Genomic DNA, 25,816 nt, shown 5'->3' with positions numbered 1-25,816 from the left:
TGGGGTCAGATGCCGACGACCAGGGCGCCACCATTCACCGGCAGAGCCTGGCCGGTGATGAACGCGGCTTCGTCGGAGGCGAGGAAGGCCACGGCGGCGGCGATTTCCTCGGGGTGGACCAGGCGGCCCAGCGGGATGTTGGCCTTCTCGCCCTGGATGTATTCCTCGGGGACCATGCGGGTGAGGATGGCGCCGGGGGTGATGGCGTTGACCAGGATTCCTTCGCTGACGAATTCCTTGGCCATGGTCTTCATCAGGCCTAGCTGCGCGGCCTTGCCCACCATGTAGCCGTAGGAGTGGCCATCCGGCACCTGGCCCCATTGCGAGTTGATGAAGATCACCCGCGGGGCGCGGCTCTTGCGCAGGTGCGGCAGGGCGGCGCGGGTGAGGTAGAGCGGGGCGTGGACGTTGATCGCCAGCAGGCGGTCGAAGTTGGCGTCATCGGTGTCGGCGAGCCCTTTGAGCGAGTACATCATCCCGGCGTTGTGCACGAGGATGTCGATCCCGCCGAGGGTTTCGGCCACCTCGGCCACCAGGCGTTCGGCCAGATTGCGCTCGGTGATATCGGCCACCAGGGCGATGGCGCGGCCACCGGCGGCTTCGATTTCAGCAGCGGTGGCGCGGGCCACGTCTTCGTCGATATCGACAATGGCCACCGCCGCGCCACGGGACGCCAGCAGGCGGGCGTGGGCACGGCCGGCGCCACGGCCGGCTCCGGTGATGAGGGCGACACGGCCTTCCAGGCGTTGGGCGGCCGGCGACAGGGCGAGCACCGCCTCGGGCGCCTGGGTAGCCAGGGCCCCTTGGGTTGCAGCAGTCATGGGATTTCTCCGGTGGTTGAGGCGGTCAGACGGTCTTGTGCGGTTCGGTGACGTAGAGCATGTTGCCGTCCGGGTCGAACATCGGGCGGTAGCGGTAGTGGGTGCCGTTGGGATGCTGCCACTCGATGGGCTCGGCGGTGACCCATTCCACTTTGCCGTGGAGGTAGTCGAGGGCGGCGTCGAGGCTCTCCACCTCGAAGGCGAAGGAGTCGAAGCCCGGTTTGTCTTCCAGGTTCACGGCGGTGCGACGTTCCACAGGCGTCGTATCGGTGGTGTGGAAGATGTACAGGGTGACGTTGCCCATCTCGATGGCGGCCCACTTCTCTTCGGCCACGTAAGGCAGGAAGAAACCGAGGCCCAGGGTGCCGTGGTAGAAGTCCACCAGGCGCTGAACGTCGTTGGTGAGGATGTCCATGTTGTCGAGGCGTTTGAGCTTGAGCATGGGATGGCTCCTTTGTTGTTGTCTGGGTTCAGTGGTTGTCGAGCCAGTCCGGATGGCCACAAGGGCCGCCGGGCAGGGCGGTGAGGGTGCCGTTGGCGACATCGATGACGATGCTCGCCAGGGTGGCGTACTGGCCTGCAGCCGGTTGCGCCGGGTCCGGGTGGCAGCACAGGGCGGCACCGCCACCGAGGTGGCTGTTCAGTGCGGCCAGCAGCTTCTGCGGCGTCAGGCCCTGGCGGCCGGACAGGCGACGCACCAGCAGGTCGTGGCGAATCAGGGTGTCCGGGTAGGCGGCGGGTTCGGTGTCGAACTCCCGCGCCGGGCTGGAAAGGAAATGGTTGGTGTGCACCAGTAGGCCATCGGCATCGGGGAACACCAGGCCCGGACCGCCGGGGTGGAGTTCCACCGAGACGGCAGCGCTGGACTGGTCCTTCGCGGCGATCAACGTCAGGGAGCTGGATGCCGATACCTTGGCCGAGCCCAGTAGTTGCAGGGCCTGGTTGATGTCGTTGCAGCTGTCCAGCATCCAGCGCGAGGCCACGTGCACCGGCACACCGATTCCCTGGCCGTCGTGGGCGTGATGAAGGATGTTGAAGTGCACGCCCAGGCCACGGCTGTTGACCCCCGCCTTGCCGACGATGCCGAACTCGGTGACGGTGGTGGTCAGGCTGCCGTCCGCGTGGGGGATTTCCCAGGTCAGCCAGTGGTCGGCGAACTCCGCGTACCAGTCCCAGGTTTGCGCCGTTGCCGGTGTGCCGCTGAACGGCTCCAGGCGGACCACGGTGGAGCATTCGCCACGCAGCTGGGCACCCAGGAAGGCGAGGATCTCCGTCCTCGCATTGATGGCGCCCAGGTACGACGGCTCGATTGCGGCGCCTTCGGCCATGGCGAGGATTTCGTCATACAGCGGCGGGGCGAACGCGGCGATGCGCACCAATGCCTGGCTGCCCAGGGCACGCAGGTCGTAGGGGCGGGTGGCAACCCGCTCGAACAGCGCGTGGTAGCGTTCGACGGTTGCCTGGATCTTCTCGGCATGCGCGCGGCCGAATTCCAGGCCACGGGCAGCAGGCGCGACGGCGGTTGAACGGAAGCGAATGCTCATCAGGCCACCTTCTTCAGTTGCGGGGCCACGTGCTTCGCCACGTCGTCCAGGCGGGCGAACCAGACATCGCCGTCACTCACCAGGCGCTCGACGAAACGCTCCAGCTGCTCGAAGCGCGCGGCGCGGCCAATCACCTCCGGGTGCATGGTGAAGCTGGTGTGGCGACCGTCACGACGGGCCGATTCGTACTCGGCCAGCCAGGTGTCGGCGAGGGTGCGCGGATGGGTGAAATTGCCGCCGTTGTCGATGCCCCAGCCAAACATGGGCCAGTCGTCCAGGGACCAATGCACCGGCAGTTCGAGGATCGACTGGCCGTTCCAGGTCTCGTAGTAGGGGCGGTCGTCGCCCATGCAGCTGGAGTCGTAGGCGAAGCCCTTGGCCAGGACCAGCTCGAAGGTTTCCGGGGTCAGTTCCCAGGACGAGGAACGGTAGCCGGCGGGTTTCGGCGCGCCGGCTCGGGCCAGGGCTTCCAGGCCCCGTTCCATTTCATCGATCTGCTCGGCGCTGGAGATGCGGTCGCTGCGCAGGTGCATGTGACCGTGGTGGCCGACTTCGTGACCGTCTTCAAGCAACTGCTCGATCAGCCCGGGGTGAAGGTCGGCGGTATGACCGGGCACGAAGAAGGACGCCGGAATCTTGTGGCGGCGCAGCAATTCGAGGATGCGCGGCACGCCACGGGTGACGCCGAAGCGGCCCTCGGAAAGGCTGGTCAGGCGTCGGGCGAAATTCGGACTGTCACCCAGCAGGCCAGCTTCCGCGTCCACGTCGAAGGTCAGTGAAACGGCAACAGGGCGCTTGTTTGGCCACGCAAGGCGGGCCTTGTTATCGATGCTCATCAGGGCGGTTCCTTCTGGCGTTATCAGGATCAGTGAAAGGGCGCGGTGGCGGGCAGGGTGCGGTCCTGCAGGCGGCGCAGACGGAACAGCACCTGGGAAATGGCGAGCACGGCGATGGCGATGCCGACTTCCTTAAGGCCGCCGTAGCCGGTGATGGAGGCGCTGGTGGTGCCGACCACGAGGATCAGTCCATCGAACAGGGCGAGGCCGGTGGCGATGGCGATCCAGCCACGACCCAGGCGGATCGGGCGGGCGGCATCCGGACGGTCCTTGCGCAGCACCACGAAACCGGCCACCGCCAGCAGGTGGGCCAATACGTAGCCGACGTTGCCGGCGACGATCACCGCCAGGGCGTTACCCACGAAAAGCACCAGGGCGATGTTGATCAGCAACTGCACGGTGACGGCGCGGGCCGGCACGCCGGAGCGGTTGAGGGTGCCGAACTGGCGGATGGTCAGGCCGTCCAGCGAACTCTGGTAGAGGGCGCGGCCGGCGTCGGCGGTACCCATCACCGAGAGCACCAGGATGCCGGCGATCAGCACCAGGGTGATCAGCGCGGCACCACCACCCAGCAGCGTCTGGGCACCGATCTGGAGGAAGCCGTAGGGGTGGTCGGCAAGCACCTGCTCACCGAGCAGGCCGGCCAGGCCCAGCGGCGTGAGGGTGAACACCAGCAGCAGGATCAAGGCGGAAATACGCAGGGCCTTGCGGGTATCGCGCACGGTGTCGCGGAACTCGGGAATGAAGGACGCGGCGGCTTCCACGGCGTAGGCCGACCAGGCCATGACGAACAGCCAGGCGAACACGGTGCGTAGGCCCTCGGCGTCGCCGCTGATGCGCCAGGTGAAGCTGCCGGTATTCCAGCCGCTGGCCAGGAGGCTGCCACCGAAGATCAGTACCGGAATCATCAGCAACACGCCGGCGGCAGTGATGATGATCATGGTGAAGCGCAGGTTGACCATGCTCAGCGCCCAGGAAAACAGCGCCACGCCCAGGGCGATCAACTGCGGCAGGTCGAGTTGCATCACGCCCAGGTCCAGGCTGTAGCTGGCGTTGGGGAAGAACTGCTCGGTGAGGATCTGCGCCACTGCCAGGCCCCAGATGGCGGGAGCCGTGGCCCAGGCAAACCAGTAGGCGTAGGTGGCGAGCGGCCCTAAGCAGGGAATGCGCTGGCTCCAGGCTTCATTGACGTAGAGCGCGATGCCGCCGGACTTCTCGCAGAACATGGCGCCCATTTCCGAATAGACCCAGTTATGCAGGACCGCCACGGCGGCGATGGCCGCCCAGAGTGCCAGTGCCGCCCAGGCACCGATGGCGCCGATGGAGTAGCCGAGGCCGACGAAAAGGGCCGCTGGCAGGCTCAGGGTGATGGCCACCCCGTCCCACCAGCGAATGGTTTTTGCGAGTGCCGCCGAATGTTCGGAGCCTGGATTGGCCTGGTGCATGTGCATCGCCCTCATCTTGTCTTGTGTTTGTAGGAAGGTCGCGCGATGAGTGGATGCTAAGTCGTTTATTTGCGCATGTATACGTTTATGTCGATTGAAAATACGCATTGCGCAATCATGACTTAATAAAAATACGCATTGCGCCACAATGGCACGCCTGATGCACCAAGGCGGAATCCGGCTGGAAAGGCCCGTGCTAAAGCGGGTGGCGGCGAGAGAGGGGGCGGATCAGTGGATGCGATGCGCGAAAATGGCGCGGAGAGAAATGCGCAATGCGCGAAGAGTTGCAGCGTGAAATGCGCAAAGTGCGGACGAATGGTCGAGCGAATTGTGGCGTTGCAGAGGGGGTTCAACCCGTAGGGTGCGCCATGCGCACCGGTTCGGCGTCAATTGACGGGGCAGGAGTAGACCCAAACATCGCTGGTGCGCGCGGCGCACCCTACGAGTCTGAATTCAGCTCACTCTTCGGCCGGCTGCGCCGAAGGAATGGTGAAGCGGATCTTGTGCACCTTCACTTCCTGCATCATCTGCACGTCCTGCACGCCGGGCAGGCTGCGTACTTTCTGTTGCAGGCCCCAGAGCGTCTCGTCGTCACGGCAGAGCACCTGCACGCAGATATCGGCTGAACCGAGGGTGGTGGAGAGGTAGCTGACTTCACTCCAGCGGCCGAGGGTGTCGACGACGCGGTCGTGGTCCTGCGGGGCGACGGTGACGAAGAACAGTGCGAGCTTTGCCTGACCCAGCTTGGAGGGGTTGGTGAAGGCGAGGATTTGCAGGATGCCCTGGTCCTGCAGCCGCTTCACTCGGGTTCGGACCGTGGCTTCGGGGACCGACAGGTTGCGCGCGACTTCGCGGAAGGCCCGGCGCCCGTCCTCCTGCAGCTCGCGAACGATTTCATAGTCCAGTGGGTCGAGAATCGAGGTGGGCATGGGTCCTGGGCTTCCATGGCTGGGCCGGTACGGCGGAAAGCCCCGAGGCTACCAGAAATGCGCCGATTCAGAAGCGGGTCCTGCCTCGTCGGGCTCGCAAGATCGTGGGGGGGAATTCATTCGCTAACCGGACCGAGGGGACGGCCCTCGAAATCTCAGGGGGACGCTGCGCGTCCCTTTGCGAATGAATTCGCCCCCACAGGAGCAAGTACGACCTTCACCTCAGCGGCGGGTGATCACCACCTCCAGGTATTCGCTGGGCACGATGAGCGACTCGGGCCCGGCGCGGTTGTAGCGCTCCAGCAGCTCGGTCAGGTCCCGTTCGAGGGCGGTGGCGGCGTCAGCGGGGAGGGCCGCGAAGGCCTTGTGCACCGGGCCGTACCATTTTCGGAACACCTCGATGAAGTGCGCTGGCGATTGGTAGCGGAAGTTGAACAGGCGCCGTGCCACGGAAATCTCGCGGGCGGTGTCGTCGAACAGTTCGCGCAGGTGGCTCTCCACGCCCCAGAGCGACGGCGGCTGCACGCCGGGCGGCGGCGGCAGGTGGCGGCCGAGGGTCTTGAACACCTGGCCGATGAACCCGTCCGGGGTCCAGTTGGCCAGGCCGATGCGCCCACCGGGTCGGCAGACCCTGGCCAGCTCGGAGGCGGCCTTGGCCTGGTCGGGGGTGAACATCACGCCGAAGGTGGAGAGCACGACGTCGAAGCTGGCGTCAGCGAAGGGCAGGTTCTCGGCATCGGCCGCCTGGAAGGTCACCTCCAGCCGCTCGGCACGGGCGCGTTCCTGGCCACGTTCCAGCAGGGCCTCTACATAGTCGGTCGAGGTTACCCGTCCACCTCGGCGCGCAGCGGCCAGGGTGGCATTGCCGTTGCCGGCCGCGACATCCAGCACGGTCTCGCCGTTGCGCAGGTCGCAGGCTTCGGCGAGCAGTTCGCCGACCAGTTGCAGGGTGGTACCGACGACGGCGTAGTCGCCGCTGGCCCAAGAGGCCATCTGCTTACTTTTAAGTACGTTCAGATCAATAGCGGAAGTCATTTCAGGGCTCATTCGGCGGTGGTCGGGTCGATGATCGAGCTGATGCGGGAGATGCGGTTGACCGGGAAACCGCCCTGGTGGGCGTGCTCCCTGACCTGCTCCTCGCTGGCGGCGATGTAGACGCAGTACAGCTTGTCGTCGGTGACGTAGCTCTGTATCCACTGCACCTCTGGTCCGAGCTCTCTGAGCACCCGGCAGGACTTCTGTGAAATGGCTTTGAGGTCTCGCTCCGTGAGTTTTCCAGCTTCCGGTATCTCTCTTTCAATGAGGAACTTGGGCATGGTGACCTCGTTTTCTTGGCTTTCTGGGTAGTGCGGACACGCCGTCGTTCGATTGGGCAGAAGCGGCGTGCAGGGGAACTATCCGCCCGTTCCGGCATGCCGTCCTGCCCGAGCGTCGGCAAGGGCTGTCCGATCGTCCGCGCACCACCGCTTATCCGACGATCCGCTGCGAAATTCATACGCCGCCCAGAATTTCAGGAATGCGCCGGAGGTGAGGACTGATGGACGCTTTGTCGGAAACCCTGCGCGTCGTCCGCCTTGTCGGCGCGATCTTCATCAACGCGCGCTTCAGTGCGCCCTGGTGCTACCAGTCGCCCCGCGCCGATTCGGTGGCGCCCCTGCTGGAGCCCGGTGCTGAGCGCGTGGTGATCTTCCATCTCATCACCCAGGGCGAGTGCTTCGTCGAACTCGGCCGTGACCGGCCCGTGCACCTGGTGGCCGGAGACGTGGTGATTTTTCCCCAGGGCGACGCCCATCGCATGACCTCCCAACCCGGCCTGCCACCGGCCAAGGGCGGGCGCCTGGAAGACGTACTGTCGCGCCGGCCCCGGCAACTGGCCTATGGCGGCGGTGGTGCGATCACCCGTCTGGTCTGTGGTTACCTGGCCTGCGATGCGCGGCTGGCGGATATGTTGCTGGCCGGGCTGCCGTCACTGGTGCGGGTCAACGTGCGCGACTCCAGCGCCGGGCCCTGGCTGGAAGCTTCGGTGCGCTATGCCCTGTCCGAGGCGAAGTCGCCCCGGCCGGGCGGCGAAGGGGTGCTGGCCAAACTGGCCGAGGTGCTTTTCATCGAGGTGTTGCGCCTGTACATGAACGAACAGGCCGAAGGGCGCACCGGCTGGCTGGCGGGGCTGGGGGACCGGATCGTCGGTTCTGCGCTCAATGCCCTGCACAGGTGCCCGGCCCAGGCCTGGACGCTGGAGGAGCTGGCGCGCACTGCCGGCACTTCACGTTCCGTTCTGGCCGAGCGTTTCCAGCAACTGGTGGGGAGCTCGCCCATGCAGTACCTGACCCAGTGGCGGATGCTGCTGGCGGCCAACCTGCTGTGCCGCAGCAACGCGCCACTGGCGCGCATTGCCGAAGACGTCGGTTACCAGACCGATACCGCGTTCAGCCGCGCCTTTCGCCGTGAGTTCGGTGCGCCGCCGGCGGCCTGGCGGCGCAATCAGCTGCGACGCCAGCCGGCGGGCCAGTTCAGTCCATGACCGCGTGGGGGTTCGGTGCGCCGGTCGTTTTCGGCGGCTTGCGCAGAAGCATCAGCAAGGGCAGGGAAGCGAGGGTGACGAACATCATCAGGCGGAAGTCCTGGAGGTACGCCAGGATCGAGGCCTGGCGCGTCACTTCCAGGTTCAACGCCACCAGCCCGGCGGGACTGGACAGGTCGACTGCGCCTGTTTCGGTCGCCTGGGTCAGCGCCTGATTGAACGGCGTTATGAAGTCGCTGAAGGCGGCGTGGTTGATCTGCGTGCGCTGGGCCAGGTAGCTGATCACCAGGGAGATGCCGATGCCGCTGCCGACGTTGCGCATCAGGCTGAACAGGGCGGTGCCTTCATTGCGGTAGCGCGGCGCCAGGGTGGAGAAGGTCAGGGTCGACAGCGGCACGAAGATCAACCCGAGGCCCAGGCCCTGGACTACGCCGCTGCGGACGATGGCGAAGCTGCTGACTTCAGCGGTGAACAGCGTCATCTCCCACATCGACAGGGCGGTGAGCAGCAGCCCAAGGCCGATCATCCAGCGCGGGTCGACACGGGTGATCAGCCGGCCCACCAGTATCATCGCCACCATGGTGCCCACGCCGCGCGGGGCCATCAGGTAACCCACATCGAGCACCGGGTAGCCCATCAGGTTCTGCATGAAGGGCGGCAGCAACGTCATGCTGGCGAACAGCATGATGCCCACCATGAAAATGAACAGCAGGCCGATGCTGAGGTTGCGGTCCTTGAACATGGCCGGGTCGATGAAGGGCTCGCGGTGGTTCAGCGCATGGACGATGAAGAGGTAGAGGCCGAGGCCGGCGAGCACCGCTTCGATGAGGATTTCCGGGCTATGGAACCAGTCCTGGGATTCGCCCCGATCCAGCATCAGTTGCAGCGCGCCGATGGCCAGGGCGAGCAGGGAGAAGCCGAGCAGGTCGAAGCGGCGCTCCCGTTCGATTGGGGTTTCCTTGAGGAAGGCGGTCAGGCCGAACCAAGCCAGTACGCCGAATGGCAGGTTGATGTAGAACACCCAGCGCCAGTTGTAGTACTCGGTGAGCCAGCCGCCCAGGCTGGGGCCGAGAATGGGGCCGACCATCACACCTACACCCCAGATGGCCATGGCCGAGCCGTGCTGTTCGGTGGGGTAGGAGTCCAGCAGCACCGCCTGGGAGAGGGGCACCAGGCTGGCGCCGAACACGCCCTGGAGCAGGCGGAACAGGACGATCTGCTCCAGGCTCTGGGCCGCGCCACAGAGCATGGAGGCGATGGTGAAGCCGATGATCGACCAGATGAACAGCCGCTTGCGGCCGAATCGCGCGGCGATGAATCCGGTCAGCGGCATGCAGATCGCTGCCGCGACGATGTACGAGGTCAGCACCCAACTGATCTGGTCCTGGGTGGTGCCCATGCTGCCCTGCATATGCGGCAGGGCGACGTTGGCGATGGTGGTGTCCAGCGCCTGCATGATGGTCGCCAGCATCACCGAGAGGGTGATCAGCCGGCGATGGTTGCCGGCGCTCCGGGCGGCTTTCGTGTTCATGGCGATCAGGGCAGCAGGCTGGCGAGGCTGCGGCGGTGGCCGGTGTCGATTTCCACGACTGCGCTGAGACCGGCACGCAGCGGCGGCAGCTTGGCGTCGGGTTGCAGGTGGATGCGCACCGGCACCCGCTGCGCCACTTTCACCCAGTTACCGGTGGCGTTCTGCGCCGGCAGCACCGAGAACTCGGAGCCGGTGGCCGGGCTCAGGCTTTCCACTTCGCCGTGCCAGAGGTTGTCCGGGTAGATGTCGAAGCGCACGTCTACTGCCTGACCGGGCCGTACATAGGTCAGGTCCTTCTCCGGGAAGTTGGCTTCCACCCAGAGGTTGTCGTCCACCACCAGGGTCATCGCGGTATTGCCGGCGCTGATGTACTGGCCGGGTTGCGGCACCTTGCTGATGCTGCCGGGTAGCGACGCGCGCACTTCGGAGCGCTGCAGGTCGAGCCGCGCCTGCTCCAGTTCGGCCTGGGCGCTGAGGTAGCTGGGATGGCGCTCGATGGGCAGCTCGGGGCTGCCGCCGAGGTTCTCGGCGATGCGCTTGAGGTCGTGCTCACGGGCGTCGATCTCTTGTGCGGCGACCTGGGTCGCCTGGCGGGATTCGTCGAGCCGGGCAGGGGAGAGATAACCCTTCTGTGCGAGGTTGGCCTGGCGTTGCAGGTCCTTCTCGGCGAAGGCATGACGGGTGCGGGCCAGGGCCAGTTCGGAGGATTTCTCCAGGTAGTTGGCCTTGAGCGCTGCCAGGTCCGTGCGGACCTGGGCCAACCGCGCCTCGGCCCTGGCGACGCCAATGCGGAAGCTGGCCGGATCGATGCGGAACAGCAGCTGCCCGGCATCGACGCGGTCGTTCTCCCGCACCTGCACTTCGGTGATGGTGCCGGACACATCGGCGCTGATCGGCACCTTGTCAGCCTTGGCGTAGGCGTTATCGGTTTCGACAAAGCGGCCGCCGTGGAGGTAGGCGAACAAGCCCAGCACCACTGCCAGCAGCGGCACGCCCCCCATCAGCAGCAGGCGCTTGAGGCGGGGGCTGGCGGTGGATTCCGTTGCCTGTTCCGGATCTATGACCGTATGGGTGTTCATGGCGCGGGTCCCGGGAAATTCAGCGTGAGGAAAGGTTCGCGCGCATCTTGCGCAAGGCGTTGGTCAGGGCGGCTTCTTCTTCCTCGCTGATGCCCTGCAGGGCTTCGGCAAGGATGGCGGCCCCGGCGGTGCGGATGTCCGCCAGGGCCTGATCGGCTTGTGCACACAGATGGAGGCGGTAAGCGCGGCGGTCGTCCGGATCGGGACGACGTTCCACCAGCCCGGCCTGTTCCAACTGGTCCAGCAGGCGGGCGAGGGTAATGGGCTTGACCTCCAGCTGCTCGGCCAGTTCCACCTGACGGCAACCTTCATTGCGTGCCACATGGGCTAGCGCGCGGGCCTGGCTGAGGGTCAGGTTGCTGCCGGTGATCTGCCGCTCGAAAGCGCGTCGCATCAGACGGGAGGCGTCAGCGAGGAGGAAGCCGAGGCTCTCTTCAAGGATGGCCATGGTGTGTGGTCCATATAATAAGCGTTGCTTACTATATGGCCGTGACTGACCGGTCGTCAAAGGCTGGATGAGTGGCCTGTAGGGGCGAATTCAATCGCCGAGGGCGGGGCAACTGCCCCAGTCTGGGTTGCAGGGCGAACCTTCGGTCCGCATAGCGATTGAAATCGCCCCCACAGAGATAGGGCCCGGCCCAGGGTTGAAACGGCACCCGGGCTGCTGCTTTTCCTGTGGGGGCGAATTCATTCGCGAAGGGCGGGGCAACTGCCCCGGTCCGGGGTGCAGGGTGAACCTTCGGTCCGCATGGCGATTGAAATCGCCCCCACATAGGTGGAGCCCGGCCCTGGATTGAAACGGCACGCGGGCTGCTGCTTTTTCTGTGGGGGCGAATTCATTCGCGAAGGGCGGGGCAACTGCCCCGGTCCGGGGTGCAGGGCGAACCTTCGGTTCGCATAGCGATTGAAATCGCCCCCACAGAGATAGGGCCCGGCCCAGGGTTGAAACAGCACGCGGGCTGCTGCTTTTCCTGTAGGGGCGAATTCATTCGCGAAGGGCAGCGCAGCTGCCCCGACAGGTAGTTGGCCCTTACCCGTGCCGAGCCCGGCTGGCCTGCACCACGCGATGGGCCGGAACCCGCAGCTGCGCCAGCAGGTACTCGGCGAACTCCGGCGAGAAGGGTTGCAGGGCGATGGCGCGTTCCATACACCCCAGCCAGGCGCCGCTGAGGGCTTCGTCGATGGGCCATTGGGCGTGGAAGGAGGGAATGGCGATGGAGCCGTATTTCTCGCTGAACAGCTTCGGCCCACCCAGCCAGCCGCTGAGGAAACAGGTCAGCTTGTCGCGGGACTGCTCCAGGCTTTCCGGGTGCAGGCGGCGGAGGTCGGCGGCTACGGGCAGTTCGTCCATCAGCCGGTAGAAGTCATCCACCAGCCGGCGCAGGCCGTCGATGCCGCCAGCGGCCTGGTAGGAAGCGTCGCCGGTACCGAAGGGAGGTGGGGTGCTCATGGGCAAGCTCTAGCGGGAACAGGGGCCGGCATCATATCCGCCTGGCCACGGGTTGTCCGGCCGGTTGGTCGTCTCGATCCTCAAGAAACTCGGTCGGCTCGGAGCCATCGGCGTTGAGCTGGAAGATGCGCGAAGGCCGTCCTTCGGGATCGAAAAATACCTGGCCGAGACCTGCGGAGTTCCACAGACGTTCACCAGCCTTGCTGTGTTCCGGCGTGCGTGGCACCACCTTCATCGGGCGGCGCTTGGTGAACCAGTTCAGCGGAGATCGCGGCGAGTAGAGCCAGCGATTCAGGCGGTCGAACACATCCAGCAGGCGCCGGGGGAATTCGTTCTTGATGCCGCTGCTGGTGATCTGCCAGATCTTCGGCCCCTGCTGGCGGTGGCGGATCAGCACCTCGTAGACGAAGGAGTAGTGCACGTCGCCGGAGAGGATCACGTAGGAGCCCGGCGTGCGAGAGTGGCGGAAGATGTTGAGGATCACCTGGGCAGCACCGCGGTGGGCCATCCAGTTTTCCGCATCCACCAGCAGTGGATGGCCGAAGGCGCTGAACACCCGTTGCACGGTTTCGATCAGCTTGACCCCGAACACCGGCGCCGGGGAAACGATGATGGCCGAGGGATGGTCCAGCAATTCCTGTTGCAGCTCGCTCAGCGCCTCCCAGTCCAGCAGGCCGGAGGGGCGCTTGAGGTCGATCTCGCTGCGCCAGCGACGGGTACGGGTGTCCAGCACCACCAATGCCGGGGTGGTGGGCAGCACGTACTGCCAGCGATTGAATGCGATCAGGCGGTCGATCAGCCGGTCCAGGGCAGGGCTGTCGAGATGGTTGTCACCCGCCGCGCTGGCGGCGAGCGCCTCGGCCTGCGCCAGCACTTCGGTGAAGGCATCGGGGTCGTTACCCCAGCCCTGGCAGAGCAGGTAGGCGAGCAGGGCGTTGCCGATGATGCGCTTGGAAAACGGATGGCCGTAGGCGGTCAGCTCCCACTGGGCGGAGAGGTTCCAGTCGTCGGTGATGTCATGGTCATCGAAGATCATCAGCGTCGGCAGGTGAGCGAATACCCGCGCCGCACCCGGCAGTCCCTCACGAAAGCCCAGCAGACGCGTCTCTTCCAGGCGATAGCGCTCGGTTTCCTTCGGTGCCAGCGGCGGCATTTGCGGCGCCACCAGTGTCCAGGGCACCGGCGACCAGACCAGCAGGTACATGGCCATGACCTCGGCCAGGGTCACCAGGTGGTTCTCCGCATTGCTGCTGGTGAAGATGGGTTTGCGTGCACCACCGAAGAAGCGCTCGCGCAGGGTTTCGTTGCTTTCCAGCGCGGGCAGCAGGTCAGCCCGGCGGTAGTAGCCGGCCGGGTGCGAGTACAGCCCGGCGCTGTCGCTCACCACGGCGCCTTCCAGGCGCTCGTCGAACAGGCCGAGCCGGTCCACCAACTGGTGGATGGCCCGCAGCATGGGCCCGGCCACGTCATCGGCGTAGACCTGGTCGCCGCTCAGCATCAGCAGTGCCGGTCGCTGTTCCGGCGTGGGGTTGGCGGCCAGCAGGCGGTCGGCGCAGAGCAGGCCATCGTTGGCCGGATAGTGAGGTTTCCGGCAGGAACCGTGGAGCATCTGGTCGATGCGTGAGCGCAGGACGAAGCTGGGGCACGTTGCGTGCGCGTGGATCAGGTGCGGTGCCCACTGGGAAATACCTTCGCCGTCGATCAGCAGGTCATAGTCGATCTGCTGGTCGAGGGGGAGGGAGGTTTTCAGACGCAGGTCGATCAGGTGCAGGAAGGCATGGCGGCCGAGGGGGATTACCCGGCAGCTGTCCTCACCCAGGGAATAATCGATGCCACCTTCCAGCGACAGCCGCAGCACCGGCGACAGCCTGCGCGAACCCACCAGCCAGAACACAAGGCGGCGGGATTCGATGCGGCGCAACATGGGGCCGGCAAGCACTACGGGAAGGGTTTCCTGGGAAGCGGCAACGGACATCGGGACAACGGGCCTGTGCGAATGAGCGCAACAGGATAACGCGAGCGGCGTGCAGGGCTCCGTAACCGCTTGAAAAAAACTCAGCCGAGTCGTGCGTTTAAATCGATTGGCAGACTGCGCCGGGGGCTTCTAGCATCCATTGTCTGACCCCGCGCTGGCGCCTTGGAGTCGCCGGCCGCCCAGCCCTGATGGAACGGCCTGCCCACGGAGGCAACCATGCTTCAGGTTCCGCTCGATGGCGCTCCGCCATTCTCACCAGGCACACCTGCCGAAGCTCATTCAGGCTCGCCCTGATCCATTCCTTTACCTGCCTTGGATTCCGGGGCTGCCGTATCGCCCCGGCCAACCGTGAAGCGCCCGCGTTGGCGGGTTTCTGTCCTGATGAAATCATCCGGGAGGCGATATGGCTCTCAGCCTGAAGATCAATGGCGCCGAGCACAGCGTCGATGTGGACCCCGACACGCCGCTGCTCTGGGTATTGCGCGACGTGCTGGGGATGACCGGAACCAAGTTCGGTTGCGGCATGGCCCTGTGCGGCGCCTGTACCGTGCACATGAATGGCGCTGCCGTGCGCTCCTGCGTGATGCCGGTGAGCAGCATGGTCGGTGCGGAAATCACCACCATCGAAGGCATTGGCGATACCGACGTCGGCAAGCGCGTGCAAGAGGCCTGGCTGGCCAAGGAAGTGGTGCAGTGCGGCTACTGTCAGTCGGGGCAGATCATGTCGGCCAGCGCGCTGTTGGCCAGCAATGGCAACCCCAGCGATGCGGAAATCGACGGCGCCATGTCCGGCAATATCTGCCGCTGCGGCACCTACCTGCGCATCCGTGAAGCCATCAAGGTGGCGGCCCAGGCACAGCCGGCCAAGGTGGAGGGCGCAGCATGAACGACATGACTTCCTTCGCCGGTCCCAGCTTCAGCCGCCGAGGCTTCCTCAAGGCTGGCGCTGCGGTGGGCGGTGGCCTGCTGATCAGCTTCGCGCTGCCGGGCGTGATGGGCGACGCCCAGGCCGCCGAGGGCGAGTTCAGCCCCAACGCGTACATTCGTATCGACCGTAGCGGCAAGGTGTTCCTGATCATCCAGCCGGTGGAAATGGGCCAGGCCACCTACACCTCCATGCCGGCGCTGATCGCCGAGGAACTGGAAGTGTCCCTCGATCAGGTGGTGATCGAACACGCTCCAGCCGACGACAAGCGCTACGCCAATCCCATGCTGGGCTTCCAGGTCACTGGCGGCTCGACGTCGGTGCCCGCCAACTGGATACCGCTGCGCCAGGCCGGCGCCACCGCGCGCACCCTGTTGGTGACGGCAGCCGCGCAACAGTGGTCGGTGCCGGTGGAAAGCTGCAAGGCCGAGAACGGCGCCGTGCTGCACACGGAGAGCGGTCGCAAGCTCGGTTACGGCGAACTGGTGGATGCCGCCGCGAAGTTGCCGGTCCCAGCTGAGGTGCCCCTCAAGGACCCGGCCCAGTTCAAGCTGATCGGCACGCCAGCCAAGCGCACTGACGGCCCCGCCAAGGTCACCGGTAAGGCGATGTTCGGTATCGATGCCCGTCCCGAGGGGGTGAAGGTTGCCGCGATCACCATCTGCCCTGTCATCGGCGGCACCCTGGCTGAAGTGGACGAGGCGCCGGCCATGGCGGTCAAGGGCGTACACAAGGTGGTGCGCACCCAGGATGCGGTGGCGGTGGTCGCTGATCATATGGGGGCTGCACGCAAGGGCCTGGCGGCGCTGCAGATCAAGTGGAACGAAGGCGAGAACGCCAAGGTTTCCAGCGCCGAGATGCTGAAGAATATCCAGGAGGCGTCGAAGGGTGAGGGCGTGCAGTCCCGCGCCGAAGGCGATGTGCCGGCTGCCATGGCCAAGGCGGCGAAGAAGGTCGAGGTGACCTATCAGGTGCCCTTCCTGGCCCATGCCTGCATGGAGCCAGTCAACTGCACCGCTCACGTGCGCAAGGACGGCTGCGACCTCTGGCTCGGCATCCAGGTGCCCGCGCGGGCCAAGACCCTCGCCGCCGAGCTCACCGGCCTGCCCGAAGACAAGGTGGTGGTGCACAACCAGCTGCTCGGCGGTGGCTTTGGCCGGCGCCTGGAAACGGACTTCGTCGGCCATGCGGTGGAAGTCGCCAAGCAGGTGGATTACCCGGTGAAGGTCATTTACTCCCGCGAGGAAGACACCCGTCACAGCACCCTGCGGCCGTTCCACTACAACCACCTGTCCGCTGGCCTGGATGAACAGGGACGCCCCATTGCCTGGACCCACAAGGTCACCGGCGGGTCCATCATCGCGCGCTGGGCGCCGAACCGATTCATGAACGGGATCGACGGCGATGCCGTGCGCGATGCCTGCGGGCCCTACGGCTTCCCCAACCTTGCGGTGCACTACGTGCGCCACGAACCGCCAAAGGGCATCACCCCGGCTTTCTGGCGCGGGGTTGGCCATACGCAGAACGCCTTCATGGTGGAGGGCTTCATGGACGAGCTGGCGGCCATGAACAAGGTCGATCCATTCACCTACCGCGCGCCGCTGCTGGAGAAACACCCTCGCGCGCTGAAGGTGCTGGAAACCCTGCGGGAGAAATCCGGCTGGGACTCGCCACTTCCGAGCGGGCAAGGTCGCGGCCTGGCGCTGACGTACTGCTTCGGCACCTACGCGGCGCAGGTGGCGGAAGTCAGCGTGGATGCCAGTGGTGCGGTGAAGGTGAACAAGGTCACCTGCGTGGTGGATTGCGGCATTCCCATCAACCCGGACTCGGTGGTGGCGCAGATGCAGGGCGGCACCATCTTCGGTCTGACGGCGACGCTGTTCGGCAACATCACCTTCAAGGACGGCCGGGTGGAACAGGCCAACTTCGACAGCTATCGGTTGCTGCGCCTGAACGAGGTTCCGCCCATCGAGACCCACATTATCAACAGCGGCGAATCCCCTGGTGGCCTGGGCGAAGTCTCCACCGTGGTCATCGCTCCGGCGGTGGTCAACGCCATCTACGCCGCGACCGGCAAGCGCCTGCGTAGCCTGCCCATCGATCCGGCGCAGCTCAAGCAAGCCTGACGAGTCTTCTGATAGCCCCTCTCACCGCGTGGAGAGGGGCTGCTTCTTCATTCCCGAACCTGCCTTGCTACTGCTGGTAAGTGCCCACCCGGCGGGGCACAGCACGCCATACGCTTGCAAAAAACTCAATCAGCCGCGGTCTTTATATCGTTTGTCGGGCTCCCACCTGATGTCGACCATAGCCTCAGTCCAGAGCCGTTTACGCGGCTGAAAACAACAGGAGGTCGATATGAACCCACTGCCATCCCTATGGGGCGACGCCAGTCCCTCGCGTCTGCTTGGCTCCCGCCACATCGCCACGGGCGAACTGGTTTTCCCGGCGCTGCCCGCGCATTCGCCGCTGGCCGATCAGTACCGCACCGAGACGTTGGCCGGCGCGGGCGAGCTGTACAGCTTCACCATCATCCATCCTGGCTCGAAGAGCGGCCTGGCTCCCTTTGCCCTGGGCTATCTGGACCTCGAAGGTCCGGTCCGCCTGTTCGGCCGCATCAACGGCAGCGAGCGTCCGGTGATCGGCGCCAGCTACCGCGTCGTGCCCAATGAAACCTATGGCTATCTGTTCGAATCCGTGGAGGCCCGCCCATGAGCCAGATGCATGTAATGGGCGGCGCCATGACCCGCTTCGGTCGCCACCAGGGCGTGATGGCGCCGGAACTGGCCCAGCAGGCGATCCTCGCTGCCGTGACTGACTCGGGCCTCGCGCTGAAGGATATCCAGGCGATCTACTGCGCCAATGTGCTCGGCGGCATGATCCTCGGCCAGGTGATCCTGCGGGACCTGGGTCTGGACGGCATCCCCGTCTACAACGTCGAGAACGCTTGCGCCAGCGGCGCCACGGCCGTGCACCTGGCGCGCCACGCGCTGCTGGCCGGGCAGTACGAGCGCGTGCTGGTGTTCGGCATCGAACAGCTGACCCAGCTGGGTGGCGGCACCATCCCGATGCAGCGCAATGACGAGAAGACTGACCTTTTCGCCAAGGCCGGCATGGTGCTGCCGGCGGTCTACGCAATGCGTGCCACCCGTTTCATCCACGAGCGCGGCGCCACGCCGGCCGACCTCGCCCGCGTGGCGGTGAAGAACCGCCATCACGGCTCCCTCAACGAGTACGCCCAGCAGCGCAGCGAAGTGACCCTGGAAGAGGTACTGGGGTCGCGCATGATCGCCGATCCGCTGACGCTGCTGCAGTGCTGTCCGTCCCAGGTCGATGGCGCCGCTGCCCTGGTGCTCGGCAACAAACCCGGCCCCCATGCTCAGGACGTGCGCGTGCTCGGCTCCATCGTCGTATCCGGTCTGCGCGAAGGCGCCCGTGACGACATCCTCGATGCTGAAATCACCGCCCGCGCCGCACGCCTGGCTTACGAGCAGGCAGGTGTCGACCCTCGTGACGTCGGCGTGGTGGAGCTGCACGACGCCTTCACCATCGCCGAACTCCTCTACTACGAAGCCCTCGGTCTCGCACCTCACGGTGAAGCGGTCGCATTGCTGCATTCCGGCGCTACCGCACTGGGTGGGCGAGTGCCGGTAAATCCCAGCGGCGGCCTGCTCGCCAAGGGACATCCACTTGGCGCCACCGGCGTGGCGCAGATGGTCGAGCTGATGTGGCAACTACAGGGCCGCGCCACGGGACGCCAGGCCGACAACCCGCGCATCGGCGTTGCCCAGTGCACTGGTGGCGGCATTGCCGGCGTGGACCACGCCGCGTCGTCCGTCCATGTGCTGGGGGTGTGAAATGACTGCACAACGTTTCCATGAAGGCCAGGTGGCCGCCGTGACTGGCGCCGCCCGTGGCATTGGCCTGGGCATCGCCACTCGCCTGGCGCGCCAGGGCGTCACCGTCTACCTGCTGGACCGCGATGCAGCGGTCTTGCTGGAGGCCGTCAAGCAGTTGCAGGAGGAGGGGTACGATGCCCACGGCATCTCCCTGGACCTGACCCAGGGGGCCGACGTTGAGGGTGCCTTCGCGAAGATGCGGGAAATCTCCGGGCGCCTGGACTTCCTCGTGAACAACGCCGGTGTGGTGCGGGACAAGCGCTTCCTGAAGATGACGGAGGACGACTGGGACCTGGTGGTGGATACCAACCTGCGCGCACAGTTCCTCTGCTGCAAGGCGGCATTGCCGTTGATGCTGGAGGCGGGCTTCGGACGCATCGTCAACCTGTCCTCGCGCGCCTGGCTGGGCGGCTTCGGCCAAGCCAACTACTCCGCCGCCAAGGGCGGTGTGGTGAGCCTGACCCGCAGCCTGGCCATCGAGTTCGCCGCCAAGGGCATCACCGTCAACACCATCGCGCCCGGCATCGTCGATACGCCGCTGTTCCAGGCCTTCGAACCGGACGTGCAGGCACGCCTGAAGGACACCGTTCCGGTCAAGCGGATCGGCTCGCCGGATGATATCGCCAACGCGGTGGAGTTCTTCCTCGACCCAGCCAGTTCCTACGTCACCGGCCAGACGCTCTACGTCTGCGGCGGGCGTAGTCTGTCGTCGGCCAGCGTCTGAGGAGGTCATCATGCCGGTACACATGGCAATCCAGGGGGCGATCGCGGTCATCCGCCTCGATCGCCCCGACGCCCTCAACGCGCTGGACATCGACTCCCTGCGTGCCCTTCGCGGGCACCTGGTGGACGTTCGGGACAACCGTGATATTCGCGCCGCGATCATTAGCGGCGAGGGTGATCGTGCCTTCTGCGTCGGTGCCGATCTGAAGAGCACGCGCGCCTCCCACGCGTCTTACGCCGAGGCGCTGTTCCTCGACAAGGAACTGGCTGCCGATGACGGGCTGTACATCCGTCTGATGGACCTTTCCGACCTCGACCTGCGCAAGCCGCTAATCGCTGCCATCAACGGCCACTGCCTCGGCGGTGGCCTGGAACTGGCACTGCAATGCGACCTGCGCATCGCCTCCAACAACGCCAGCTTCGGCCTGCCGGAAGCGGTGGTGGGCTCCATACCGGCAGTGTCCGGCCTGCATCGTCTGCTCAAGGCGGTTCCCCAGGCCCATGCGATGCAGATGGCCCTGACCGGCCAGCGCATCGATGCCGCCAAGGCACTGGGCATCGGGCTGGTTTCGGAGCTGGTGCAAACGCCCGAGGCATTGCTGCAACGCGCTCTGGAACTGGGTGAGCGGATTGCCGTGGCGGCGCCGCTGGCGATCCAGGCCCTGCAATCGCTGGCGCGGCAGACGGCGCACTTGTCCGATGCCGACGCCCAGCGCCTGACTGAACTCTACTGGGGCGTTCTGCGCGACACCGAGGACCGCCTGGAAGGCCGCGCGGCGTTCGCCGAGAAGCGCCCGCCGCAGTACAAAGGGCGCTAGGCGCCGGGGAGGATCACCATGCAACTGCGCAATCCATTCCTGCAGAGCCTTGGCGTCGAACTGGTCCATTGGGCCGCCGGCGCCGCGGAGTTCCGCATGCCCATCGAGGCTCGCCACCTGAACCGGCAGGGCATGCTCCATGGCGGGCTGGTCGCGACCCTGCTGGATGCCGCCTGCGGTTACGCCGGGCTGCACGCGTCCGAAGACGAGGAAGAAATTCATGGAGTGACCGTGATGCTGAACATCGCCTATCTGAAGGCGGCGCGTTCCGGCATCGTCATCGCCCGAGGCCGGGTCAATCGCAGTGGCCGCAGTCTCTACTTCGCCGAGGCATCACTGGAAACGCTGGACGGCGAGCTGCTGGCCACCGCCCAGGGGACCTTCAAGCAGGGAGAGCGCCGTCATGTTGCGTAATGCCTTGCAAGGCCTGACGGTGCTGGACTTTACCCAGATCGCCGCCGGCCCCACCTGCACCATGCTGCTGGCCGACATGGGCGCGCGGGTAATCAAGGTCGAGCCGCCGGAAGGCGACCTTGGCCGCACCCTCGGGCCAGCTTGGGTCGGTGATTCCAGCGCCCTTTACCACGGGTTCAACCGGGGCAAGCAGGGTCTCTGCCTGGACCTGAAGAACCCACAGGGATTGGCCGTGGCCCGGCGCCTGGTGAAAGAAGCAGATGTGCTCATCGAAAGCATGCGACCCGGCGTGATGGCGCGGCTTGGCCTCGGATTCGAGGCGGTGCAGGCGATCAATCCGTCGCTGGTCTACTGCTCCATATCCGCCTATGGCCAGGACGGTCCTTATGCTGACCGCGCCGGGGTGGATGGCATCCTCCAGGCGGATTCCGGCCTGATGAGCCTGATCGGCACGCCCGGCGCGCCGCCTTGCAAGGTGCAGGCACCGGTGGTGGATGTGGTGACCGGCTACATGGCCTGCATGGCCATCCTCGCGAAGCTTCAAGCCCGTCATCGGGACGGGCAGGGCGGCCACCTGGACGTGAGCCTGATGAACTCGGCGCTGGCGCTGCAGCAATCGTCCATCAGCAGCTACCTGCGCGACGGCGAGCTGCCCACGCCCATTGGCAGTGCCGCGCCGTACTCGGCGCCCAATGAAGCGTTCCAGACGGAGGATGGCTGGCTGATGGTGGCGGCGTACAACGGAAACCGCTGGGAGCGCCTGTGCACGGTACTAGGCAATCCGCAATGGACGAACGACCCGCGCTTTGTCACCTCCGCCCAGCGCGTAGTGCATCGGGCCGAGATGCAGGCAGCGCTCAATGGAATCTTCCGCACCCACAGCACTGCCCATTGGCTGGAACGGCTGCGCGAGGCGGACATCCTCTGCGCTCGGGTAGCCGACTACAGCGACCTGCTGGAACACCCGCAACTGGCCAGCAACGGCATGCTCGCGACCATTGAGCATCCCAGGCACGGTGCGCTGAGGGTCCCGGGCTTCCCGGTGAATAGTGCGGAAGCAGCGCAGCAGCCCTACTCGCCAGCGCCAGACAAGGGCGAGCACTCCCGCGAGCTGCTGATGGAGATGGGCTTCAGTGAGCTGGAAGTGGGGCAGATGCTGGAAAACGGTGCGGTGGTCGCGGCGTAGTGCAGGAGCGAGCTTGCTCGCGAATGGCCGAGCTCAGGAGCTTCGCCAGCAAGCTGGCTCCTACAGCGATGGTGCGGGCTTTATGTAGGAGCGAGCTTGCTCGCGAAAGGCCGGGCTCAGGAGCTTCGCCAGCAAGCTGGCTCCTACAGGTTGATCGTTACCCGATCCTCGCTCCGGCCAGGCCTTCCAATACCTGCACCACACGGGTCATGTCACGGGTTGGTTCGCCGCTGTTGATGGCCTGGTCGAAGAGCTGCTTGACCACGGCACAGGTCAGCGCGGGCGTTCCGTTGGCTTCGGCCTCGGCCAGGAACAGGCGGATGTCCTTGCGCATCAGGTCGAGGCGGAACCCGAAGTCGAATTCACGCTTGAGCACGGTGCCCGCCAGGATCTGTTCGCTGGTGTAGCTGCGTGCCGTGCTGGCATTGAGGATGTCCAGCATCAGCCCTGGTTCGAGGCCGGCCTTGATGCCGAACAGCAGCGCCTCGCTGGTGGCGACCAGGGTGGCGCCGACGATCATGTTGTTCACCAGCTTGAGGCTCTGGCCGAGGCCGGGGGTGTCTCCGAGGTGAACCACCTTGCGGCCGAACGCGGCGAACACCGGCTGGCAGCGCGCATAGGCCTCGGCAGGGCCGCCTACCATCACCGACAGGGTGCCGGCTTCGGCACCGGCGACGCCGCCGGCCAGTGGGGCGTCCAGTGTCGCGATGCCGCGCGCCTTGAGTGCCTGGTCAAGGCGGCGGGCGACGCTCGGGCCGGTGGTGGAATGGTCCACCAGCACGCGCACGCGCTCGCCGTGGATCACACCGTTCTCGCCCAGCACTACCTGTTCGACGATCTCCGGTGTCGGCACACAGACCAGCACGATTTGCGCGGCATCGGCCACCGCCCGTGGTGAGGCGTGACTGCGGGCGCCGCGTTGCAGCAGCGGTTCGAGGGCTTGGGGGTTGCTGTCGCAGAGTTCCAGGCCGAAGCCATGGTCGAGCAGGTGACGCGCCATTCTCTGGCCCATGGCGCCGAGGCCGATGAAACCGATGCTCTCGTTCATTCTTGTCGCTCCAGTTCAACGGATGGGTCCTCACCCCTGTTCGGGTGAAGAGGGCCATCCTAGAAAGCCGCGAGCGACGCGGACAAAGCACTTTTGAGCCTGGGAGCGTTGAGGAAAACTCAAGCGGCCTGACGGGTCTGGCGTGCCTGCTCCAGCAACCAGAGGCGGAAGGTGGACATGTCCTCGCTTTCCGGCCGGTGTCTCGGCGTGAGCAGGTAATAGGTGTAGGCGCCCATGTCGACGGTCTGTGGGAATGGGCGCACCAGCGTGCCTTCGCGCAATTCCTTCTCCACCAGGAACAGCTGGGCAATGGCGATGCCCTGGCCGCCGGTGGCCGCCGCATAGGCCATCGACGAGCTCTGGTAGGTCATGCCGGCCCGTGCATCCACTGCGCTACCGACGCCGGCGGCCTGCAACCAGTGACTCCAGTCGTCCGGGCGAGCGATGGAATGCAGCATGGTGTACTCGGCCACATCCGCCGGCTCCTGCAGCCCGGGGCCGATGTCGAGCAGCGTGGGGCTGCACACCGGGGCGAGAATGTTGTCGCTGAGGACATGGCAATTGCAGTTGGGCCAGTCGCCGTTGCCGAGGCGGATGGCGGCGTCCAGGTCGTCCTTGTGAAAGTCCACCGGGTCCAGGGACGCGGTCAGCAGCACCTCGATCTTGGGATTCTCCTGATGGAAGCTGGCCAGTCGGGGAATCAGCCATTGCATGGCGAAGGTGGTATAGGCGCGCACCTTGATCTGCCGGCGCTTGGCTGGGCGCTTGAGCTTGCGGGTGGCACTGCGCAGTTCTTCGATGATCCGCGCCACCGCCTTGAAGTACTGCTCGCCCGCTGGGGTAAGGGTGATCTGCCGGTGCCCACGGAGGAACAGCGGCTGCTCCATGTATTCCTCCAGCGCGCGTATCTGCCGGGAAACAGCACCGGGCGTGACGTTCAGTTCATCGGCGGCAAGGGTGATGCTGAGATGCCGGGCAACGGCCTCGAAAGCCCGCACGGCGTTGAGTGGCGGCAGTCTGTCCATGTTCCGGATCTTCTTGTCTGAGAGGTGAAATGGCGCGGAATCTTACTCTAGTTCTGATTGAGTAAATCTCAAGCGAAAGGGCTATTTTAATCGTTTGTCGCGGCCTCCGGCGGGTTCCTAGCATCGGCTCCGGACGTACCACAACAACAAGAGAGAGCCGCTCCATGACCACTCCCAACCGGACCACTCGCATGGGTCCGCAAACCCTGTTTGCGCTCTTCGGTCTGACCCTGGGTGCCAACGGCACCGCCAGCGCCGATTTCATGAAGGATTCCAAGGCCAGCCTGGAATTGCGCAACTTCTACTTCAACCGTGACTTCCGCCAGGACAGCGCGCCGCAGAGCAAGGCCGAGGAATGGGCGCAGGGATTCCTGCTGCGTTACGAATCGGGCTTTACCGAGGGGCCGGTCGGCGTCGGGGTCGACGCACTGGGCTTGTTCGGCGTGAAGCTCGATTCCAGCCCGGACCGCACCGGCACCGGCCTGCTGCAATCCGATCGCGAAAAGCCCCATCGGGCCCAGGACGAGTACGGCGAGCTGGGACTGACCGCCAAGTTGCGCGCGTCCCAGAGCCTGCTGAAGGTCGGCACCCTTCAGCCGAAGCTTCCCATTGCGCTGTCCAACGATAGCCGCCTTCTGCCGCAGACTTTCCGGGGTGCCTGGCTAAGCAGCGCCGAGGTGCAGAACCTGAGCCTGGACCTCGGCCGGATCGACCGCGTGAACCTGCGCAACTCCTCCGATAACGAGGACATGCAGGTGTTCAATGGCGGGGCGCGGAACATCGTCCTGGGCGGCCACAAGACCAGCGATGCGCTGGACTTCGCCGGCGCCACCTACAAATGGACGCCGGCCCTGGCCACCTCCTATCACTACGGCGCACTGGACGGTATATACCGGCAGCACTACTTCACCTTTGGCCACCTGCTGGACCTGGGCGAGGCCGGCTCCATCAAGTCGGACCTGCGCTGGGCGCAGAGCCAGGACGACGGCGGCAGCAACGTCGACAACCGCGCGCTGGGGGCGATGTTCACGTACAAGCGTGGCCCCCATGCACTCGGGCTCGGCTACCAGCGAATGTCCGGCGACACCGGTTTTGCCTACGTCAGCGGCGCCGATGGTTACCTGGTGAACCTGGTGCAGGTGAACGACTTCGGCAACGAGGACGAACGCTCGTGGCAGGCGCGCTATGACTTCGACTTCGCCTCCCTCGGCGCACCCGGACTGACCTTCATGACCCGCTATCTATCGGGCGACGGCGTGGCCGTGAACGGGCGAGTGGAGGAGGGCAAGGAGTGGGAGCGGGATACCGACATCGCTTATGTGGTGCAGGGCGGGCCGCTGAAGAACCTCGGTCTCAAATGGCGCAACGCGACGGTGCGCAGCAACTTCGGTCCGGATATCGACGAGAACCGGTTGATCGTGACCTACACCTTGCCGCTCTGGTGATACAGGCTCGGATGCAATGGTCGATGTAGGGTGGAAGTCGCTCTTCACTTCCACCGTTGCCCCCATCGCGACATAGAGATGGGTATCGCAGGCTCCACCCATCCTACGAATGGCCCTCAAGCATGGCCCGTAGGATGTGGTAGAGCGCAGCGAAACCCATCATCACAAAGCGATGGTTGTTTCAGGATCAACCACATTCCACGAA

The 25,816-nt window shown here is 65.4% G+C and carries 25 protein-coding genes; 10 read left to right on the top strand and 15 right to left on the bottom strand.

Annotated elements, in window-relative coordinates; genetic code table 11:
* Positions 1-5: 5 nt before the first annotated feature.
* From E8F06_RS24040 to E8F06_RS24005, 8 genes are all read right to left on the bottom strand, one after another.
* The gene (locus tag E8F06_RS24040; RefSeq protein ID WP_280371749.1) at positions 6-821 is read right to left on the bottom strand and encodes an SDR family NAD(P)-dependent oxidoreductase; all 816 of its coding nucleotides are present in this window, start codon (positions 819-821) and stop codon (positions 6-8) included.
* A 25-nt stretch (positions 822-846) separates the two neighbouring features.
* On the bottom strand, positions 847-1,263 hold the full coding sequence (locus E8F06_RS24035) for a VOC family protein (RefSeq protein WP_199824582.1): 417 nt from the start codon (positions 1,261-1,263) through the stop codon (positions 847-849).
* A 28-nt stretch (positions 1,264-1,291) separates the two neighbouring features.
* Positions 1,292-2,365 carry a C45 family autoproteolytic acyltransferase/hydolase gene (locus E8F06_RS24030; RefSeq protein ID WP_280371747.1) on the bottom strand — a complete coding sequence of 358 codons (1,074 nt, stop codon included), beginning with the start codon at positions 2,363-2,365 and terminating at the stop codon, positions 1,292-1,294.
* Entirely contained in the window at positions 2,365-3,201 is an 837-nt protein-coding gene (locus E8F06_RS24025; protein WP_280371745.1) for a polysaccharide deacetylase, read from the bottom strand. Before E8F06_RS24025 ends, E8F06_RS24030 begins: the two co-directional genes overlap by 1 nt.
* A gap of 29 nt (positions 3,202-3,230) precedes the next feature.
* Entirely contained in the window at positions 3,231-4,646 is a 1,416-nt protein-coding gene (locus E8F06_RS24020; protein WP_280371892.1) for an APC family permease, read from the bottom strand.
* A 458-nt stretch (positions 4,647-5,104) separates the two neighbouring features.
* Positions 5,105-5,575, bottom strand: coding sequence for an Lrp/AsnC family transcriptional regulator (locus E8F06_RS24015; protein ID WP_280371743.1), 471 nt, complete (start codon positions 5,573-5,575; stop codon positions 5,105-5,107).
* A 222-nt stretch (positions 5,576-5,797) separates the two neighbouring features.
* Positions 5,798-6,610, bottom strand: coding sequence for a class I SAM-dependent methyltransferase (locus tag E8F06_RS24010; protein WP_280371741.1), 813 nt, complete (start codon positions 6,608-6,610; stop codon positions 5,798-5,800).
* A gap of 8 nt (positions 6,611-6,618) precedes the next feature.
* The gene (locus tag E8F06_RS24005) at positions 6,619-6,891 is read right to left on the bottom strand and encodes a DUF4242 domain-containing protein (protein ID WP_280371739.1); all 273 of its coding nucleotides are present in this window, start codon (positions 6,889-6,891) and stop codon (positions 6,619-6,621) included.
* A gap of 221 nt (positions 6,892-7,112) precedes the next feature.
* On the opposite strand from E8F06_RS24005, the gene E8F06_RS24000 reads away from it, so the two are divergent.
* A complete protein-coding gene (locus E8F06_RS24000) occupies positions 7,113-8,096 on the top strand; it encodes an AraC family transcriptional regulator (RefSeq protein WP_280371738.1) in 984 nt (327 codons plus the stop codon).
* Here E8F06_RS24000 and E8F06_RS23995 read toward each other — a convergent pair.
* The 5 genes from E8F06_RS23995 to E8F06_RS23975 form a co-directional block, all read right to left on the bottom strand.
* Entirely contained in the window at positions 8,086-9,627 is a 1,542-nt protein-coding gene (locus tag E8F06_RS23995; RefSeq protein WP_280371736.1) for a DHA2 family efflux MFS transporter permease subunit, read from the bottom strand. The two genes, E8F06_RS24000 and E8F06_RS23995, sit on opposite strands and share 11 nt — an antisense overlap.
* Before the next feature lie 5 nt (positions 9,628-9,632).
* Complete coding sequence (locus E8F06_RS23990; RefSeq protein WP_280371734.1) at positions 9,633-10,706, bottom strand: HlyD family secretion protein; 1,074 nt, start codon at positions 10,704-10,706, stop codon at positions 9,633-9,635.
* Positions 10,707-10,725: 19 nt separating this feature from the next.
* Positions 10,726-11,154 carry a MarR family transcriptional regulator gene (locus E8F06_RS23985; protein ID WP_280371732.1) on the bottom strand — a complete coding sequence of 143 codons (429 nt, stop codon included), beginning with the start codon at positions 11,152-11,154 and terminating at the stop codon, positions 10,726-10,728.
* Positions 11,155-11,736: 582 nt separating this feature from the next.
* On the bottom strand, positions 11,737-12,156 hold the full coding sequence (locus tag E8F06_RS23980; protein ID WP_280371730.1) for a group II truncated hemoglobin: 420 nt from the start codon (positions 12,154-12,156) through the stop codon (positions 11,737-11,739).
* A gap of 31 nt (positions 12,157-12,187) precedes the next feature.
* Positions 12,188-14,131, bottom strand: coding sequence for an alkaline phosphatase D family protein (locus E8F06_RS23975; protein ID WP_280371728.1), 1,944 nt, complete (start codon positions 14,129-14,131; stop codon positions 12,188-12,190).
* Between the two features lie 403 nt (positions 14,132-14,534).
* On the opposite strand from E8F06_RS23975, the gene E8F06_RS23970 reads away from it, so the two are divergent.
* From E8F06_RS23970 to E8F06_RS23935, 8 genes are all read left to right on the top strand, one after another.
* Positions 14,535-15,017: a 2Fe-2S iron-sulfur cluster-binding protein gene (locus tag E8F06_RS23970; protein WP_280371726.1), complete on the top strand. Its 483-nt coding sequence runs from the start codon at positions 14,535-14,537 to the stop codon at positions 15,015-15,017.
* Positions 15,014-17,182 carry a xanthine dehydrogenase family protein molybdopterin-binding subunit gene (locus E8F06_RS23965; RefSeq protein WP_280371724.1) on the top strand — a complete coding sequence of 723 codons (2,169 nt, stop codon included), beginning with the start codon at positions 15,014-15,016 and terminating at the stop codon, positions 17,180-17,182. Before E8F06_RS23970 ends, E8F06_RS23965 begins: the two co-directional genes overlap by 4 nt.
* A gap of 229 nt (positions 17,183-17,411) precedes the next feature.
* Positions 17,412-17,768, top strand: coding sequence for an OB-fold domain-containing protein (locus E8F06_RS23960; RefSeq protein WP_280371722.1), 357 nt, complete (start codon positions 17,412-17,414; stop codon positions 17,766-17,768).
* Entirely contained in the window at positions 17,765-18,910 is a 1,146-nt protein-coding gene (locus tag E8F06_RS23955) for a thiolase family protein (RefSeq protein ID WP_280371720.1), read from the top strand. Before E8F06_RS23960 ends, E8F06_RS23955 begins: the two co-directional genes overlap by 4 nt.
* 1 nt (position 18,911) lies before the next feature.
* Positions 18,912-19,676: an SDR family NAD(P)-dependent oxidoreductase gene (locus E8F06_RS23950; protein ID WP_280371719.1), complete on the top strand. Its 765-nt coding sequence runs from the start codon at positions 18,912-18,914 to the stop codon at positions 19,674-19,676.
* A gap of 10 nt (positions 19,677-19,686) precedes the next feature.
* Positions 19,687-20,493, top strand: a complete 807-nt coding sequence (locus tag E8F06_RS23945) for an enoyl-CoA hydratase-related protein (protein WP_280371717.1) — start codon at positions 19,687-19,689, stop codon at positions 20,491-20,493.
* An 18-nt stretch (positions 20,494-20,511) separates the two neighbouring features.
* Positions 20,512-20,907 (top strand): PaaI family thioesterase, encoded by a 396-nt coding sequence (locus E8F06_RS23940; protein ID WP_280371716.1) that lies wholly within the window; start codon positions 20,512-20,514, stop codon positions 20,905-20,907.
* Complete coding sequence (locus tag E8F06_RS23935) at positions 20,897-22,093, top strand: CoA transferase (RefSeq protein ID WP_280371714.1); 1,197 nt, start codon at positions 20,897-20,899, stop codon at positions 22,091-22,093. Before E8F06_RS23940 ends, E8F06_RS23935 begins: the two co-directional genes overlap by 11 nt.
* 157 nt (positions 22,094-22,250) lie before the next feature.
* On the opposite strand, the gene E8F06_RS23930 is transcribed toward E8F06_RS23935, so the two are convergent.
* Together E8F06_RS23930 and gcvA are read right to left on the bottom strand one after the other, a co-directional pair.
* Positions 22,251-23,141, bottom strand: a complete 891-nt coding sequence (locus tag E8F06_RS23930) for an NAD(P)-dependent oxidoreductase (protein WP_280371712.1) — start codon at positions 23,139-23,141, stop codon at positions 22,251-22,253.
* A gap of 119 nt (positions 23,142-23,260) precedes the next feature.
* Positions 23,261-24,166, bottom strand: coding sequence for a transcriptional regulator GcvA (gcvA, locus tag E8F06_RS23925; protein ID WP_280371710.1), 906 nt, complete (start codon positions 24,164-24,166; stop codon positions 23,261-23,263).
* A 263-nt stretch (positions 24,167-24,429) separates the two neighbouring features.
* Here gcvA and E8F06_RS23920 point away from each other — a divergent pair, with 263 nt between their 5' ends.
* Positions 24,430-25,611, top strand: coding sequence for an OprD family porin (locus E8F06_RS23920; protein WP_280371890.1), 1,182 nt, complete (start codon positions 24,430-24,432; stop codon positions 25,609-25,611).
* The last annotated feature ends 205 nt before the right edge of the window (positions 25,612-25,816 follow it).

Origin of the sequence: Pseudomonas sp. BN411 (assembly GCF_029871235.1) — a bacterium.
In the GTDB taxonomy this organism is placed as follows: domain Bacteria; phylum Pseudomonadota; class Gammaproteobacteria; order Pseudomonadales; family Pseudomonadaceae; genus Metapseudomonas.
This window is presented reverse-complemented; position numbering and strand designations above follow the sequence as displayed.

Bases quoted from the DNA above. Each gene is read 5' to 3' on its own strand.
- E8F06_RS23975 (WP_280371728.1), bottom strand. From the start codon at position 14,131: ATGTCCGTTGCCGCTTCCCAGGAAACCCTTCCCGTAGTGCTTGCCGGC.
- E8F06_RS24000 (WP_280371738.1), top strand. From the start codon at position 7,113: ATGGACGCTTTGTCGGAAACCCTGCGCGTCGTCCGCCTTGTCGGCGCG.
- E8F06_RS24025 (WP_280371745.1), bottom strand. From the start codon at position 3,201: ATGAGCATCGATAACAAGGCCCGCCTTGCGTGGCCAAACAAGCGCCCT.
- E8F06_RS23980 (WP_280371730.1), bottom strand. From the start codon at position 12,156: ATGAGCACCCCACCTCCCTTCGGTACCGGCGACGCTTCCTACCAGGCC.
- E8F06_RS23935 (WP_280371714.1), top strand. From the start codon at position 20,897: ATGTTGCGTAATGCCTTGCAAGGCCTGACGGTGCTGGACTTTACCCAG.
- E8F06_RS23995 (WP_280371736.1), bottom strand. From the start codon at position 9,627: ATGAACACGAAAGCCGCCCGGAGCGCCGGCAACCATCGCCGGCTGATC.
- E8F06_RS24030 (WP_280371747.1), bottom strand. From the start codon at position 2,365: ATGAGCATTCGCTTCCGTTCAACCGCCGTCGCGCCTGCTGCCCGTGGC.
- E8F06_RS23985 (WP_280371732.1), bottom strand. From the start codon at position 11,154: ATGGCCATCCTTGAAGAGAGCCTCGGCTTCCTCCTCGCTGACGCCTCC.
- E8F06_RS24040 (WP_280371749.1), bottom strand. From the start codon at position 821: ATGACTGCTGCAACCCAAGGGGCCCTGGCTACCCAGGCGCCCGAGGCG.
- E8F06_RS23920 (WP_280371890.1), top strand. From the start codon at position 24,430: ATGAAGGATTCCAAGGCCAGCCTGGAATTGCGCAACTTCTACTTCAAC.
- gcvA (WP_280371710.1), bottom strand. From the start codon at position 24,166: ATGGACAGACTGCCGCCACTCAACGCCGTGCGGGCTTTCGAGGCCGTT.
- E8F06_RS24010 (WP_280371741.1), bottom strand. From the start codon at position 6,610: ATGACTTCCGCTATTGATCTGAACGTACTTAAAAGTAAGCAGATGGCC.
- E8F06_RS23960 (WP_280371722.1), top strand. From the start codon at position 17,412: ATGAACCCACTGCCATCCCTATGGGGCGACGCCAGTCCCTCGCGTCTG.
- E8F06_RS23930 (WP_280371712.1), bottom strand. From the start codon at position 23,141: ATGAACGAGAGCATCGGTTTCATCGGCCTCGGCGCCATGGGCCAGAGA.
- E8F06_RS23955 (WP_280371720.1), top strand. From the start codon at position 17,765: ATGAGCCAGATGCATGTAATGGGCGGCGCCATGACCCGCTTCGGTCGC.
- E8F06_RS23965 (WP_280371724.1), top strand. From the start codon at position 15,014: ATGAACGACATGACTTCCTTCGCCGGTCCCAGCTTCAGCCGCCGAGGC.
- E8F06_RS24020 (WP_280371892.1), bottom strand. From the start codon at position 4,646: ATGCACCAGGCCAATCCAGGCTCCGAACATTCGGCGGCACTCGCAAAA.
- E8F06_RS23945 (WP_280371717.1), top strand. From the start codon at position 19,687: ATGCCGGTACACATGGCAATCCAGGGGGCGATCGCGGTCATCCGCCTC.
- E8F06_RS24005 (WP_280371739.1), bottom strand. From the start codon at position 6,891: ATGCCCAAGTTCCTCATTGAAAGAGAGATACCGGAAGCTGGAAAACTC.
- E8F06_RS23950 (WP_280371719.1), top strand. From the start codon at position 18,912: ATGACTGCACAACGTTTCCATGAAGGCCAGGTGGCCGCCGTGACTGGC.
- E8F06_RS23990 (WP_280371734.1), bottom strand. From the start codon at position 10,706: ATGAACACCCATACGGTCATAGATCCGGAACAGGCAACGGAATCCACC.
- E8F06_RS24035 (WP_199824582.1), bottom strand. From the start codon at position 1,263: ATGCTCAAGCTCAAACGCCTCGACAACATGGACATCCTCACCAACGAC.
- E8F06_RS23970 (WP_280371726.1), top strand. From the start codon at position 14,535: ATGGCTCTCAGCCTGAAGATCAATGGCGCCGAGCACAGCGTCGATGTG.
- E8F06_RS23940 (WP_280371716.1), top strand. From the start codon at position 20,512: ATGCAACTGCGCAATCCATTCCTGCAGAGCCTTGGCGTCGAACTGGTC.
- E8F06_RS24015 (WP_280371743.1), bottom strand. From the start codon at position 5,575: ATGCCCACCTCGATTCTCGACCCACTGGACTATGAAATCGTTCGCGAG.